This window comes from Corynebacterium sp. AOP36-E1-14, from assembly GCF_052377495.1.
Classification (GTDB): Bacteria; Actinomycetota; Actinomycetes; order Mycobacteriales; family Mycobacteriaceae; genus Corynebacterium.
In genome coordinates this window covers 46,014-60,170 of record NZ_JBQSWV010000007.1, presented here as the reverse complement: position 1 = coordinate 60,170, position 14,157 = coordinate 46,014, and the positions used below count along the sequence as shown (strand labels likewise).

Sequence of the window (14,157 nt, the reverse complement as noted above, 5' to 3'; positions counted from 1 at the left end):
GCTCTCGAGAGGCTGGAAGGTACCGGAAGGCACCGGAAGGCACCGGAAAGCTAGGAGAGCCTCTTGGAGAGGTGGATGAGTGAATAGTCCCCGACAAGCGTGCGAGCCGTCTCGACGTACCCGCTGCGCTCGTACAGGCGGATGTTTGCCGTCGAGTGTTCGCCGGTGAAGAGCCGCATCTCCAGGGCGTGGGGGAACGCCGTCTCTGCCTCGTCGAGCAGGAAGCTCCCGACCCCCTTTCCCTGCATGTCAGGAACCACGGTCAGGCGTCCCAACTCAACGGTGGAACCGATCCGACGAAGTCGCACAGCTCCGATCAGGCGTCCGTTGTACCGGACGCCGAGTGCGGCGACGTCCGGGGCGGCCAGTTCGGTGCGTAGCTCGTCGAGGGTCTGGGTCAGTGGTGGCAGGTCGAGATCCTGGTGTGCCCGAGCCTCTGTGACGTAGGCGGCGCGCTGGAGGGTCATGACTTCCCCGGCGTCGGCGTCGCCCAGCGCGGTGATCGTGTACGTGGTTGTCTTCGGCATACCGTGACTCCAGTCCTTGGGGTGATCGTGATCCTACGGGACCGGGGGGGATGCTGTGCTCGGTGTGGAGTACAGGGGCGTGGAGGTATCGTCGGCCCGGTGTACAGCATCTCCGCGGCGGACCTCGACGACCCACGTGTCGTGCAATTCATCGGTGAACACCTGCGGGATCTGGCTCCGACAGCTCCTGTCGAGAGTCAGCATGCGCTGGGTCTGGCTGAACTGAAGGCTCCCGGGGTGAGGGTGTGGGTCGCCGTCAGCGACGACCGTGGTCATGGTGTGGTCGGCTCGGTGGCGCTTGCGCCGGTGGGCGTGGGCCATGAGGAGCTCAAGAGCATGCGGACCGATCCCGCCCGGCGCGGTGAGGGGATCGCCGCCAAGCTGCTTGGACATGCGCTCGCTGATGCAGGACGGAGAGGCGTGGGGCGGGTGTCGTTGGAGACCGGGAGCGGGGACTTCTTCGCACCGGCCCGAAGGCTCTACCGCAGGTCGGGGTTCCTGGAGTGTGCCCCGTTCGGTGACTACGGCGAGGACGCGAACAGCGTCTTCATGACGGTCGAGGTCACCGGGAGTCACCTATCGCGGTCGGCTCAGAGCGGGTAGCCGGTGACCGGGCCGGCGGTGTTGGGCTGCCAGCCGAGTTCCGGGGCGACGTGCTCGGCGAAGGCGGAGAGGATCCGCAGGTTGGCGTCCACGCCCAGCTGGCTGGGGATGGTGAGCATCAGGGTGTCGGCCTCCATCACCGCGGCGTCGTTCTTCAACGCCTCGACCAGTTTGTCGGGCTCGTCGGCGTAGGTGCGTCCGAAGGTGGCGGTGCTGTCGTCGATGTACCCCACGCCTCCGGAGTCGCCGGAACCGAACATGCGCCGGTCGGTCTCCGAGAGGATCGGGAAGATCGATCGGGACACCGAGGTCCGCGGCGTCCAGGTGTGGCCGGCCTCCTTCCACGCGGTGCGGAACAGTCGCAGCTGGTCGGCCTGCAGGTCGGCGAACTCCTCGCCGTTGGCCTCGGTGAGCAGCGTGGAGCTCATGAGGTTCACACCCTGCTGTGCGGCCCACACCGCGGTGTCGCGTGAGCCCGCACCCCACCAGACGTGCCGGCGCAGCGTCGGGGAGTTCGGCATCACCGGGACCTGCACGTTCGGCTGGTACATGCGTGGGTACTGCTCGTCGAGGGGGAGTGAGGTGGCGATGCCTTCACCGTCCACGGCGGACATGAAACGGTCGAACTTCTGCCGTGCCATGGCCGCCCCCTTGGGGTCGTCCGGCTCGGGGACGTAGCCGAACTCGGCGTAGCCACGGTCGACGGGTTCGGGTGATCCCCGGGAGACGCCGAGGGCGACCCGTCCGTCGGCGAGGAGGTCGAGCTGGGCGGCTTCCTCGGCCAGGTGCAACGGGTTCTCGTAGCGTAGGTCGATCACGCCGGTGCCGACCTCGATGCGGCTGGTGCGGGCGGCCGCGGCGGAGAGGATCGGCATCGGGGCGGCGTGCTGCGGGGCGAAGTGGTGCACCCGCCAGTACGCGCCGTTGACACCGATCTCGTCGGCGCCGACGGCGATGTCCACGGCGTTGCGGATGTTCTCCTTCGCGCCGGGCATGCCGCGGCCCGGGGTGGACGCCCCGGACGCGGCGAGGTCGTAGTGGCCGAAGCTGAGGAAGCCGAATGCCTTCATGGTGTCTCCTGGAGGAGGGAAGTAGTTGACACGTCAACTATATGCCTGCGGGTGCGGACGGTGCAAGGGTCGGCGCCTACCCCGCCAGGCGCCGCGCGGCGACCTGCCCGGCGAGACGCCCGGCACGGTTCGCGCCTACCGTCGAGGCCGTCGACCCGTAGCCGGCGAGCAGCACCCGGTCGTCGCGCACCACCTCCACCTCGTTGGTCACGGTGATCCCACCGCCGGGTTCGCGCAGGTGCAGTGGGGCGAGATGGGTCAACGCCGGGCGGAAACCGGTGTTCCAGAAGATCACGTCCACCGCCTCCTCGTGCCCGTCGGGGAAGGGACTCCAACTGTCCGGCTGGACCAGGCCGGCCGTGCCTTCACTGCCGCCACCGTCTGCGCCACCAGCACCACCGAAGGTCACCGAGTGCTCGTTGATGCGGGTGAACATGCCGCGGGAGACCAGCGTCCCGTCTGCCACACCCGCCAGGTACTCGGGCAACGCCGGGATACCGGTGTTGGCCACCACCGAGGCCGGACGCCGCCCGTGCTCGGTGTCCTCGCGCACGTGACGTTCCACGTCCCGGCCCCAGGAGGCCTTCGAGTTGTCGAAGGTGTAGTCCACGAAGTTCGGCGGACGGCGCGTGGCCCACACCGTCGACAGCGCACTGCCGGCGCTACCGGATCCCGGCGCGAGTTCCAGCAGGAACTGCACCGCACTGAGCCCACCGCCGACGACCAGCACCTTCTCGCCGGCGAAGTCCTCGCGACGATGGTAGTCCGCGGTGTGCAGCTGCCGTCCGGCGAAACGCTCGATGCCGGGGACGTAGGGGATGTAGGGGTGAGTCCACGTGCCGGTGGCGTTGATGAGCAGGCGGGTGGTGATGCGGGTGCACCGCCCGTCCAGCACCACGGTCAAGGTCAGCGGGCCACTTTCACCACCCTCACCGCCCTCCTCGTCCTCGACACGGATGACCCGCGCCGGGCGCCGCACCCTCAGGTCGAAGGCCTCCTCGTAGTTGCCGTAGTAGTCGGCGACCAGGGAGGACGCCGGCACACCCTCGTCCGGTCGTGGCATCGGCATGCCCGGCAGGTCGGCGATACCGTGGGCGCGGCCCAACGTCAACGAGTCCCACCGGTGACGCCACGCACCGCCGGGCCCGTCGTTGCCGTCGAGCACGAGCAGGTCCCCGCCGGGGGTGTAGCCCTTGCGGACCAGGGCGTGGGCGGCGGCGAGCCCGGCCTGCCCCGCACCGAGGACGACCACCTCGTAGCTCTCCACCGGTGGTCCCGCGTCCGCGCCCATCTACCGGACCTGCTCCAGCACGAGGTCGTCGGCGAGGTAGCTGCTGTGCGAGTCCCACTCGCCCTGCGTCCACAGGTAACCGTCGGTCATGCGGCCCAGGATACGTCCGGCCCACCCGTCCTGCTGCCCCGCCGGTGCACCGTTGACGGTGTCCGCCCCGAACCCCGCGGACGTCGGGTCGCGGCCGTGCACCCCGCCGTTGGCGCCCGTCGTCGCCCCGATCAGGTCTCCCGGCGCGCGCCAGGCGTGGACCTCGGCGTGCCCGTCCAGGGCGTCGACGTGCAGCTCCCCGGTGTCGCGGACCCCGGTGCCGGGGCTGCCGAGCAGGTGGATGGTGTCGGCATCCAGTGGGGTGGACGGGTCGCGTGCCGCCGCGCCGAGCAGGGTGGTGCCGTAGCTGTGCGCCACGACCTGCAGCTCGGCACCGTCGGCGGAGCGTTCGCGCAGCGCCGACTGCGCCCCACGCAGTGCTGGTGCACCGACCCCGGCGTAGGACGGGTTCAGTCCCTGCCCCAGGTCCGCCGGCGCCCGGTAGCCGTGCCAGGCGACGACGGCGTGGCCTGTGCCGCCGATGCGTCCGGCGTTCCCCGCGGAACCCGGCAGTGCCCCGTCGCCGGACGATCCGACGCCGCTGACCAGCGTGGTGACCTTCGGTGCGGTGTGCAGGTCGCCGACGACGACCACCGGCTGCCCGTCGAGTTCCTGCACCGTGACCCCGACGGCGTCCGGGTCCAGGCCGCGTAAGGCCAGCTCCCGGCGCGCGGCGCCGACCGCCTGACGCAGGGAGTCCTCGGTGGCGGCGTCCAGCGGGACGGCCAGGCCGGAGGGCATGGTCACCGCCGCGGCGGCGGCCTGCGCGGCGGCCGGGTCGACGAGTTCGGCCACCGTCGCGGCGTCCAGCGCCGTACGGTCCACCGCCGTGACTGTCGGGGCCTGACCCACTGCGCTCGCCGCCTCGACGACGGCGGCGGTCGCGGTGTCCAGGGCGTCGGTGAGCATCCGGCAGGCGTGCAGGACCATCGACCACGCCGCGGCCAGAGTGAGTAGCGGAGGTAAGGGCGCCGGCGGGGTTACTGTGCCGTCCGCCGAAACGCGCATCCGGAAGGTTCGCGCCATCCCCAGCACGGGCGCGGCCTGATTGCGCGCCGCGGCGAGCAGGGTGGCGTGGTGGCCCAGCACGACCCCCACCCAGTGCGCGGCGATGCAGGACGCCAGGACCCGGTTGGCGCAACTGTCGATACGGTGGCCCATCGCCTCGGCCGCACCACCCGACCAGCCCGGCAACCGGCCGTGCCCGCGCACCGCGCCAGCTGCCTCGCGCATCTGCCCGGACGCCGTGGCCCACTGCCGGGCGGTGGCGGCCGCCTGCTCCAGCGGGGCGTCGGCCAACTCCTGCATGTCCATCAGCGCGCTCCCGCCGTACCGGAGAGGGACCTCGCGGCGTCCTGCTCGGCGGTGCCGACCACCCCGGCGAAGGTCAGCAGGTCGGTGGCGATGACGTCCACCACCACCGACTCCCCGTCGACGGCCTCGGCGACCCGCGTGGTGCCCGCCGCCAGGGCGGCGAACGTCCGGCCCCCGGGCAGGCAGGACGCCGCGGGCAGCGAGCCGGCGACGGCGCGCGCGGCGCCGGCCACCGCGGACGCCTCGGCGTCCAACGCCTGTGAGGTGGTTCTGACCTGGGACAGGTCGATGCCGAACACGGTCATGGTGCCTCCTGGGCTGATGCGCTGGTGCGGTGCTGCCTGCGGTCCCAGGAGAGTACGACGCGGCGGTGGTCGTGGGGAAGCGTGGTCCCCAGGGGCGGGAAAGCTGTGGACAACTTTCGTCAGGTTTCACCTCCGACCCCGCAGGGCTGTGGATAAACCTTCGGCGACCGACCCGGGGCACGCTCAGCCGAGACGGCCCTCCAACCGCTCCACGTAGGCGCGGCTCGTGGCGTCCAATCCCGTGAACGTCACCGACTTGCCGCGGCGTTCGTACTGCTCACGCACGCCCTGCAGCGCGGCCACCGTGGAGGAGTCCCACACCGTGGCGTCGGTGAAGTCCACCGTGACCTGTGCCGGGTCGCCGGCGTAGTCGAACTGGTACACCAGGTCATTCGACGAGGCGAAGAACAGCTGGCCCGTCACCCGGTAGCGGCCGGCACCGGTGTCCCCGACCCGCTCGACGCGCGTCAGGTGCGCCACGCGCCGGGCGAAGGCCACCATCGCGGTGAGCACACCCAGAATCACCCCGACGGCCAGGTTGTCCGTCAGCACCGTGGACACCACCGTGACCAGCAGCACCACCGTCTCGGAGACCGGCATCACCCGTAGAGTGCGCACACTGTTCCAGTCGAAGGTGGTGAACGCCACCACCAGCATCACCGCCACCAACGCCGCCATCGGGATGCGCCCCACCACGTCCGACAGCGACACCGACAACACGATCAGAAACGCCCCGGCCAGGAAGGAACTCACCCGGGTGCGCGCACCGGCCTGCTTCACGTTGATCATCGTCTGGCCGATCATCGCGCAACCGCCCATGCCGCCGAAGAAACCGGTGACCACGTTCGCCACACCCTGGCCCAGTGACTCGCGGGTCTTGTCGGAGTGGGTGTCCGTGAGGTCGTCGACCAGCTTCGCCGTCAACAACGACTCCAGCAGCCCCACCAGCGCCAACGCCACCGCGTACGGGGCGATGATCCCCAGCGTCCCCATCGACAACGGCACGTCCGGCACCCCGAAGCCGGGGAACGACGACGGCAGTTCGCCCTGGTCACCCACCGTCGGCACGTCCCAGCCGAAGACCACCACCGCCAGCGTGATCAGCAGGATCGACGCCAACGGCGCGGGGAACTTCGAGGTCAACCGTGGGAAGCCGATAATCACCAGCAGGCCCACGGCCGTGAGCGGGTAGACCAGCCACGGCACGTCGAAGAGGTGCTGCAGTTGCGCGGAGAAGATCAGGATCGCCAGCGCGTCCACGAAACCCACCATCACCGACCGCGGGATGAACCGCATCAGCTTCGCCACCCCGAGCGCACCCATGACCATCTGCAGTACACCGCCGAGGATCACCGTGGCCAGCAGGTACTCCACCCCGTGGTCGCGGGCGACGGGGAAGACGACCAGGGCGATCGAACCCGCCGCGCCGGACACCATGCCCGGGCGTCCGCCCAGCACCGCGGTCACGCACGCCATGGTGAAGGCCGCGTAGAGGCCCATCATCGGGTCCAGGCCCGCCACGATGGCGAAACTCAACGACTCCGGGATCAGGGCGAACGCGGTCACCAACCCGCCGAGGACCTCGACGGTGAGCAGTTTCGGGCTGCGCAGCGCGCCCAGGACGCTGGCCGGGGAACGTTCGGCGGGAGAGGAGCTCACCCGACAATCCTAGGTCGGTGACGTACCCTTGGCAGCATGCGCATCGCCGTCATCCAGATGAACTCCGTGCCGGACGTCGACAAGAACCTCGAGAAAATCAGATCCTATATCGCCGGGTCCGCCGAGAATGGTGCTGACCTGGTGGTCTTCCCTGAGGCTGCGATGTTCCCCTTCGACGCGGGACGCCTCGACATCATCGCCCAACCGCTGGACGGCCCGTTCGCCCGCGCCGTGGAGAAGGCCGCGAAGGACGCCGGGACCACCGCCGTGGTCGGCATGTTCACCCCGGCCGACACCGTGTACCGCCTGCCGTCCGGTGAGTTGCAGACCGACCCGGTGGAGGGCTCCGGTGAGGCGAACAAGTTCCGCCGCGTGCACAACACCCTGCTCATCACCGGTCCCGGGGGAACCGAGCACTACCACAAGATCCACACCTTCGACGCCTTCGGCTACCGGGAGTCCGACACCGTCAAGCCCGGCACCCGCCGGGTCACCTACGACGTCAACGGCGTGACCATCGGCCTGGCTACCTGCTACGACATCCGCTTCCCCGGGCACTTCTACGCCCTGGCGGAGGCCGGCGCCTCGGTGATGGTGGTGCCCACGGCGTGGACGGACGGGCCGGGCAAGCTCGACCAGTGGCGCACGCTCACCGCCGCCCGCGCGCTGGACACCACCAGCTACGTGGTCGCCGCCGGTCAGGCGCGTCCCGGTTCCCCGGACCGTTACGGGCAGAACGACGGGCCGACGGGCATCGGCCACTCCGTGATCGTCAGCCCGGGCGGGGCGCGCCTGGCGGAGACCGGCTACGTCGCCCAGATCCTCATGGTCGACATCGACCCGAACCACGTGGAGAAGGTCCGCAAGGGCCTGCCCGTGCTCAAGGGGCACCGGCAGGACCGCGAGATCGGGAAGGCCGGTGCCGCCGGCGAGTAGCGGGCGGCACCGGCGGCGCCCCGCCCTTCCTCACGTGCGGCGCAGCAGCCACACGAAGTACGGCGCGCCGACGAGGGCGATCATCAGGCCGGCGGGGATCTGGGCCGGCGCGATCACGGAGCGGCCCAACCCGTCGGCGAGGCAGACCATCGCCGCGCCGAGCACCATCGCCACCGGCAGGACGCGCCCGTGGCGTCCTCCCACCAGGGAGCGGGCCAGGTGCGGGGCGACCAGGCCCACGAAGCCGACGACACCGACGGCCACCACGCTCACCGCGGCGAGCACGGCGGCCAGGGTCAGCAGGCCCAGGCGGGTGCGTTCCACGGGCACGCCGAGGATGCGCGGGGTGTCCTCGTCGACGGACATCAGGTCGATCTGCCGGCGCATGGCCAGCAGCACCGGCAGGGTGAGCAGCAGCACCACGGCGACGGGCACCACGTCGGGGAACGTCCTGCCGTAGGTGGTGCCGGACAGCCAGGTGAAGATGCGCGGGGTGTCGTAGGGGTTGGCGCGCAGCAGCAGGAAGGTGGTCACCGAGGAGATCCCGTAGCCGCAGCCGATGCCGATGAGCACGAAACGGTCGGGCAGCAGGCCACCACGCCACGACAGGGCAGCGACCAGGGCGAACGTCGCCAGGCCGGTGGTCACGGCGAGGGCCACCAGCACGGTGCGTCCGGAGCCGGGCAGCATGGTGGTGGCGATGACCGCGCCCAGGCCCGCGCCGGCGGTGATGCCGAGCAGCCCGGGTTCGGCCAGCGGGTTGCGCACGGTGCCCTGCACCACGGTGCCCGCCACGCCGAGGGCGGCACCGGCCAGCACTGCGGCGGTCACGCGCGGGGCGCGGGTGTCCAGGGCACCGCCGACGAGTCCGGGGGCGGCGTCGCGCAGCCACAGGGCGATGTCACCGAGGCGCAGCCACAGGCTGCCGGCGAGCAGTCCGTAGACCACCGCGGCGACGAGCAGGACCACGGCGGCGACCAGGACGACGAGGAAGCGTCGTCGTGCCTGGGCGGGGGTGGACGTCCCGCCGCGGGCACCGGCGTTGGCGCGCGCGGCGCGCACCACGCCCTGGTCACGCATGCGCATCGCCAGCACCACGATCACCACCGCGCCGAGCAGGGCGGTGGGGATGCCGGTGGGGATGGACGCGGCCTGTTCGGCGCCGAGCACGGCGCGCAGCAGTGCGTCGGCGAGCAGGACGATCAGGGCGCCGACCAGCCCGGTCACCGGGATGAGCACGGCATGGCGGCGCAGTCCGGGCACCTTCGTCGACAGCAGGCGGGCGAGCACGGGCGCGCCGAGCCCGATGAAGCCCAGCGGCCCGGCGACGGTCACGGACAGGGCGGTGAGCAGGACGGCGAGCACCACGGCGATGGTGCGCGTGGCGCGCACCGGCACACCGAGGGTGGTGGCGGTGTCGTCGTCGCCGAGGGACAGGACGTCCAGACGCCGCGACAGCAGCACGGCGGCGAGCAGCACCGCCACGATGACCGGGACGGCGCGGGCGGAGGCGTCCACGCTGAGCTGTGACAGGGAGCCGGAACCCCAGGCGAACAGGCCGGTGGTGTTCTGCTTGAACAGGATCAGCAGCATGCCGGTGACCGCGTCGAGCGCCATGGCGATCGCCGAGCCGGCGAGGATGAGTTTCGTGGTGCCGGTGGCCCCGCCGCGTCCGGAGCCGGCGCCGGTGAGGCTGAGCACCAGGGCCGCGCTGGCCAGGCCACCGCAGAAGGCGACCAGGCCGGACGCCCAGAACGGCACGGTGAGACCGAACGCCGCCACCGCGGTCAGTGCCACGTAGGAGCCGGCGGTGACCGCGAGGGTGTCGGGGGAGGCCAGCTGGTTGCGGGTCACCGACTGCAGCAGGATGCCGGCGACACCCAGGGCGAATCCGACGGTGATCCCGGCGAGCAGGCGTGGCACCCGCGAACCCGACAGCACGCTGTCCACCGGCACACCGTTGACGCTCTGCGGGGCGTCCGGGTGGCCGACGGCGTAGAGCACCAGCTCACGCATGCCCAGTCCGGAGGTGCCCTGGGTGAGGTGCCACAGTCCGACGACGGTGATCGCCACGACGAGCGCGACGATGAGCGCCAGTGGCGCGACGAGCGGTGCGGCGTGCGTCCTGCCGCGGGTCACCTGCCGTGTCACTCTGCGTCGGAGGCAGCCTCGACGGCCTTGACGGCCTCGACGAAGGCGTCGATCAGCTGGATGCAGGAGCGCGGTCCGCCGGCGGCCCACAGGTCGTTGGGGAACTCGTAGGTGTGGTCCTCCTCCACGGCGGAGAGGTTGTTCCAGATCGGGTTGGACGTCATGGCGGCGACGTAGTCGTCCGCGCCGCCCTGGGAGCCGGTGTAGAACAGGTTGGCGTCGCCGACGGCGGTGAGGCCCTCGATGTCGGTCTGGGCCAGGCCGTACGCCGGGTCGACGCCGCCGTCACCGTAGGACTCGTTGACGTCGTCGGTCCAGGCCGAGGTCATGCCGAGCTCCTCGCCGAGCTGCGTCATCAGCGCGCCGCTGGTGTAGGGGCGGATGGTGAGGTTGCCGCTCTCGACCCAGCCGTCGAAGTAGAGGAAGTCGGTCTGGTCGCGGTCCTCGAGGGTGGCCACGGTGTCGGCCAGCTCCTCGCGGGCGGCGGCGAGGTGGTCGTCGAACTCCTGGTTGACCTCCTCGGCACGCGCGGAACGCCCGGTGGCCTCACCGATCATGGACAGGGTGTTCTTCACGGTGCCGATCTGGTCCTCGGCGTCCGCGCCGGTGACGGCCAGGACGGGCACGTCGCGGTCCTCGAGCTGGGTGAGCACGGCGTCGTCCTCGCTGTAGGCCTCGACGATGATGAGGTCGGGGTCGGCGCCGTAGATGGCGTCGAGGTCGGGTTCACCGCGCTCACCGGCGTTGACGACGTCGTCCGGCAGGGCCTCGGCGCTGACGTAGGTGCCGTAGTCGTCGGGGGACGCCACGGCGACGGGGTCGACGCAGAGGCTGATCGCGTCCTCGATCTCCTGCCACTCCAGCACGGCGACGCGGCTGGCGGGCTTGTCGAGTTCCACGGTGCGGCCCAGGCCGTCGGTCATCGACACCGGGTCGGTGCTGGTCTCGACGTCGGCGTCGCAGCCCTCGGCGTTGGAGGTCGGTGCCTCGGAGTCACCGTCGGACGAGCCTGTGTCGGTGGTGCCGCAGGCGGCGAGGGTGAGCGTCGCGGTGGCGACGGCGGCGGTGAGCGCGGTGGCTGTCGCCGGGAATCGGGCCGGGAATCGGGCGGGGAAGCGGCGGCTTCTCGGGAGGTGCATGGTGGTCCTTTCAGGGGGTGGTGCGGACGCGTCCGCGGTCGGCGTGTCGTCCGATGGGGTCGATGCGCAGGCGGCCGGTGCGGGGGTCCACACCGACGTCGACGGGGATGTCGTAGGCGGCGGCGATGTTGTCGGCGGTCAGGACGTCCTGCGGTGGCCCGGTGGCCAGCACGCGGCCGCCGGCGAGCAGGACGAGCCGGTCGGCGACGCGCAGGGCGTGGTCGAGGTCGTGCAGGACGACGCCGATGGTGACGGGCTGGTCGCCGCTAGTGCCGCCGGTGCCGTCGGCCCCGTCCGCGAGGTCGCGGACGAGGTCGAGGATCTCGGTCTGGAAGCGCAGGTCGAGGTGGTTGGTGGGCTCGTCGAGCAGGACCACGCCGGTGTCCTGGGCGAGGCAGGCGGCCAGCCAGGCGCGCTGGACCTCGCCGCCGGAGAGTTCGCCGGCGCTGCGGTCGGCCTTGTCGGCCATGCCCGTGACCTGCAGGGCGTGGTCGACGGCGGCGACGTCCTCGGCGCCGAGCCCGGCGAAGCGACGCCGGTGCGGGTGGCGTCCGAAGCTGACGACCTCGCGCACGCTCAGCCCGTCCGGGGTGGGACGCGACTGGGAGAAGAGGGTGACGCGGGTGGCGAACTCGCGGGGGCTGAGCAGGTGGACGTCGCGGGCGGTCTCACCGTCGCCGAGCCGGACGCTGCCCTGATCGACCGGGTGCAGGCGTGCCAGGGAGCGCAGCAGCGTGGACTTGCCGGAACCGTTCGGGCCGACGAGCGCGGTGACCGTGCCGGGCTCGAGGGTGACCGAGACCCCGTGGACCACCGTGGAGCGGCCGTAGCCGAGGGTGAGGTCGTCGCCTGCCAGGGTCCGGGCGTCGTCAGTGCCTGTCTCGGGGCCTGTCTCTGTGCCTGTCTCAGGGCCGTCTTCAGTGGCAGGGGACATGGGGGTGCTGGGGTCCTTCGGGAGGTGGGGTTCCGGTGGCTTCTTTAGCCTAACCTCAAGAAGCGTAGGGGAACGTAACCCGTGTCCGCAATCTCGTTTTCAGGACATTCGATCCTGGTTTTCGGACATGCCGGACGCGCCGGACGTGCTCGCGGGGAGGTGCGTGCCGGGCGTGGTGCCCATCGTGCGGCGGAAGGTGTCGATGAAGGTGCTGGTCTGCGCGTAGCCGGGCTGTACCGCCACGTCCTGCACCGGCGTCCCGTCGCCGAGCAGGGTCAGGGCGCGCTGGATACGCAGCGTCATGCGCCAGCGTCCGAACGGCAGGCCGGTGGACTCGCGGAAGGCCCGGGTCACGGTGCGTTCGCTGGTGCCCAGGCGCCTGGCCCACACGTCCAGTCCGGAGTGGTCGCCGGGGTTCTCCAGCAGCGCGCGCACCACCGGGGCGATACGCGGGTCGTCGGGGACCGGCAGGTCCAGCGGGGTGTCGGTGGGGTGCAGGACGTCGAAGACGACGGCTTCGGCGCGGCCACGTGCGGCGTCGCTCAGCGTGTCCTGGCCGAGGTACGTCAGCAGCAACTCCAGCACCGGGGTCATCACCACCACCGTGACCTGGGCGGGCGCGGTGAAGTCGCCGGGCGTGCGGTCGGGCGCGAACAGGGTGCCGTAGAGGGTGACGCCCGAGGTGACCTCGCCGGAGTGCTCGGTGCCGGCGGGCAACCAGATGCCGCGGCCCTCGGGCACGGCGAAGATGCGGTCGTGTGCGCGGGTGATCATCGCCCCACGGCGCGCCCACACCAGCTCGTGGGAGTCGTGGCTGTGCGCCGGCCAGCTCGTCGGCGGGTTCGTCGCCCCGGCCGTGACGATGGAGGACGTCCCGGCGCTCACGGTTCGCCGCTCACGGTTCCGCGATGATCTGCTCGGCGTCCACGCCGGCACGCGTGAGGACGCCGACCGCGTCGCGGACGCCCGCGACGTCCTCCCCGGAGACCAGCACGAGGGTGCCGGGACGGTGGGTGACCGGGTCGTCGGCGGCCGCCGCGGCGGCGCCGGGGTCGCCCTCGTCGGCGACCAGCGGAGTGAACGTCAACCACGGGAAGCCCTGCGCCAGACCGCGAAGGTCGGTCAGGCCGTGCAGGTCGCGGGAGTGATCCACGCCCCAGAACAGGTGCACCGGCGGTGAGTCGTCCATCGCCGAGACGTCCAGTACGAGGGCGCGCAGCGCGGCGAGGCCGGCGCCGAGGGCGACCATGGCCACGGCGTCCGGGGCGTCCTGCCCGGTGGGCACGCCCAGCCCGCCGGCCGGGTTGGCGACGACCCAGGTCTCGCCGACGTGCGCGGTGAGCCCGGGGCAGTGGAACTCCAGGTAGCCGGCGTCGTTCGGCGGCAGCGTGGAGGCGAACTGGTGCCAGACGTCCGGGTCGGACGGGGTGCGGACCTCCAGGCTCTGCCCCGGCCAGCCGGTCTGCGGCGACGACGCCTGCAGTCGCACCACCGTGACCTGCGGGGTGCGCGGCACGACCTCCAGGACCTCGGCGGTGATGCTGGCGGGCACGCCGGCCTCGTCGTCCTCCACCGCCCCGAGCGCGACGATGCGCACCGCGTTGTCCACGGCCTGCAGGAGCTCGGTCAGTCCGTCGGGGATGCCGAGCTCCTCGGCGCGACGGTAGGTCAGGTCCGCGCCCGGGTAGGGCACGTCGAAGGCCTCGCACACCGCCCGGCCGGCGGCCTCCGCGGCGGCCCCGTAGTGGGCGGTCGTCACCCCGTACTTGCGCAGGTCACGGCCCAGCGTGGCGAGGTGGAAGGTGCACTCCTCGGTGAACTCCGCACTGTCGCCGACGAGTCCGTCGGCGGCGTAGAGTGCTGCGCGGCGCAGCATCGCCGGGTCTACGGCCGGTGGTGGTACGGGCGTGCCGGCTGTACCGTCTGCTCCTGCCGGGTGGGACGGTACGGCGGTGGGGGAGAGGGGGTCGGCGAGGCGGGCGAAGTGGGCGCGGGTGCGCGCGACAATGCTGGCGGTACCGTCCGCGCCGTCGTCGAGGCGTCCGCGGGCGGTGTCGACCGCACTGCCGAGGTCGGCGGGGCCGGTGGTGGCGGTGGTGCCGTGGCTCTCCTCTGTCATGGGGACCATTGTGGCATGT

At 71.6% G+C, this 14,157-nt stretch carries 13 protein-coding genes; 2 read left to right on the top strand and 11 right to left on the bottom strand.

Translation table 11 applies throughout. The annotated features are described in order from the left end of the window. Positions 1-50 precede the first annotated feature (50 nt). Positions 51-527 (bottom strand): GNAT family N-acetyltransferase, encoded by a 477-nt coding sequence (locus ACT3TD_RS05030; protein WP_301442173.1) that lies wholly within the window; start codon positions 525-527, stop codon positions 51-53. Between the two features lie 99 nt (positions 528-626). Here ACT3TD_RS05030 and ACT3TD_RS05025 point away from each other — a divergent pair, with 99 nt between their 5' ends. Beyond that, positions 627-1,130 carry a GNAT family N-acetyltransferase gene (locus tag ACT3TD_RS05025; protein WP_301442172.1) on the top strand — a complete coding sequence of 168 codons (504 nt, stop codon included), beginning with the start codon at positions 627-629 and terminating at the stop codon, positions 1,128-1,130. Here ACT3TD_RS05025 and ACT3TD_RS05020 read toward each other — a convergent pair. From ACT3TD_RS05020 to ACT3TD_RS05000, 5 genes are all read right to left on the bottom strand, one after another. Next, on the bottom strand, positions 1,118-2,200 hold the full coding sequence (locus ACT3TD_RS05020) for an LLM class flavin-dependent oxidoreductase (RefSeq protein WP_441579496.1): 1,083 nt from the start codon (positions 2,198-2,200) through the stop codon (positions 1,118-1,120). The two genes, ACT3TD_RS05025 and ACT3TD_RS05020, sit on opposite strands and share 13 nt — an antisense overlap. A gap of 76 nt (positions 2,201-2,276) precedes the next feature. Then, complete coding sequence (locus ACT3TD_RS05015) at positions 2,277-3,491, bottom strand: NAD(P)-binding domain-containing protein (RefSeq protein ID WP_301442170.1); 1,215 nt, start codon at positions 3,489-3,491, stop codon at positions 2,277-2,279. Next, positions 3,492-4,895, bottom strand: coding sequence for an alpha/beta hydrolase (locus ACT3TD_RS05010; RefSeq protein ID WP_301442169.1), 1,404 nt, complete (start codon positions 4,893-4,895; stop codon positions 3,492-3,494). Further along, complete coding sequence (locus tag ACT3TD_RS05005; protein WP_301442168.1) at positions 4,895-5,200, bottom strand: hypothetical protein; 306 nt, start codon at positions 5,198-5,200, stop codon at positions 4,895-4,897. Before ACT3TD_RS05005 ends, ACT3TD_RS05010 begins: the two co-directional genes overlap by 1 nt. Positions 5,201-5,383: 183 nt before the next feature. Then, positions 5,384-6,859, bottom strand: coding sequence for a SulP family inorganic anion transporter (locus ACT3TD_RS05000; RefSeq protein WP_301442167.1), 1,476 nt, complete (start codon positions 6,857-6,859; stop codon positions 5,384-5,386). Between the two features lie 36 nt (positions 6,860-6,895). Between ACT3TD_RS05000 and ACT3TD_RS04995 the strand changes: the two genes are divergently transcribed. Continuing rightward, positions 6,896-7,795: a carbon-nitrogen hydrolase family protein gene (locus ACT3TD_RS04995; protein WP_441579085.1), complete on the top strand. Its 900-nt coding sequence runs from the start codon at positions 6,896-6,898 to the stop codon at positions 7,793-7,795. 30 nt (positions 7,796-7,825) lie between these two features. Here ACT3TD_RS04995 and ACT3TD_RS04990 read toward each other — a convergent pair whose 3' ends face one another. From ACT3TD_RS04990 to ACT3TD_RS04970, 5 genes are all read right to left on the bottom strand, one after another. Then, positions 7,826-9,946: an iron ABC transporter permease gene (locus ACT3TD_RS04990; protein WP_441579084.1), complete on the bottom strand. Its 2,121-nt coding sequence runs from the start codon at positions 9,944-9,946 to the stop codon at positions 7,826-7,828. Continuing rightward, positions 9,943-11,085: an ABC transporter substrate-binding protein gene (locus ACT3TD_RS04985; protein WP_301442164.1), complete on the bottom strand. Its 1,143-nt coding sequence runs from the start codon at positions 11,083-11,085 to the stop codon at positions 9,943-9,945. Before ACT3TD_RS04985 ends, ACT3TD_RS04990 begins: the two co-directional genes overlap by 4 nt. Before the next feature lie 10 nt (positions 11,086-11,095). Continuing rightward, a complete protein-coding gene (locus ACT3TD_RS04980; protein ID WP_441579083.1) occupies positions 11,096-12,019 on the bottom strand; it encodes an ABC transporter ATP-binding protein in 924 nt (307 codons plus the stop codon). Positions 12,020-12,118: 99 nt separating this feature from the next. Continuing rightward, the gene (locus ACT3TD_RS04975; protein ID WP_441579082.1) at positions 12,119-12,904 is read right to left on the bottom strand and encodes an AraC family transcriptional regulator; all 786 of its coding nucleotides are present in this window, start codon (positions 12,902-12,904) and stop codon (positions 12,119-12,121) included. 10 nt (positions 12,905-12,914) lie between these two features. After that, on the bottom strand, positions 12,915-14,138 hold the full coding sequence (locus ACT3TD_RS04970) for a hypothetical protein (protein WP_301443807.1): 1,224 nt from the start codon (positions 14,136-14,138) through the stop codon (positions 12,915-12,917). Positions 14,139-14,157 lie beyond the last annotated feature (19 nt).

Bases quoted from the DNA above. Each gene is read 5' to 3' on its own strand.
- ACT3TD_RS04970 (WP_301443807.1), bottom strand. From the start codon at position 14,138: ATGACAGAGGAGAGCCACGGCACCACCGCCACCACCGGCCCCGCCGAC.
- ACT3TD_RS05015 (WP_301442170.1), bottom strand. From the start codon at position 3,491: ATGGGCGCGGACGCGGGACCACCGGTGGAGAGCTACGAGGTGGTCGTC.
- ACT3TD_RS05030 (WP_301442173.1), bottom strand. From the start codon at position 527: ATGCCGAAGACAACCACGTACACGATCACCGCGCTGGGCGACGCCGAC.
- ACT3TD_RS05020 (WP_441579496.1), bottom strand. From the start codon at position 2,200: ATGAAGGCATTCGGCTTCCTCAGCTTCGGCCACTACGACCTCGCCGCG.
- ACT3TD_RS05010 (WP_301442169.1), bottom strand. From the start codon at position 4,895: ATGGACATGCAGGAGTTGGCCGACGCCCCGCTGGAGCAGGCGGCCGCC.
- ACT3TD_RS04985 (WP_301442164.1), bottom strand. From the start codon at position 11,085: ATGCACCTCCCGAGAAGCCGCCGCTTCCCCGCCCGATTCCCGGCCCGA.
- ACT3TD_RS04995 (WP_441579085.1), top strand. From the start codon at position 6,896: ATGCGCATCGCCGTCATCCAGATGAACTCCGTGCCGGACGTCGACAAG.
- ACT3TD_RS04980 (WP_441579083.1), bottom strand. From the start codon at position 12,019: ATGTCCCCTGCCACTGAAGACGGCCCTGAGACAGGCACAGAGACAGGC.
- ACT3TD_RS05005 (WP_301442168.1), bottom strand. From the start codon at position 5,200: ATGACCGTGTTCGGCATCGACCTGTCCCAGGTCAGAACCACCTCACAG.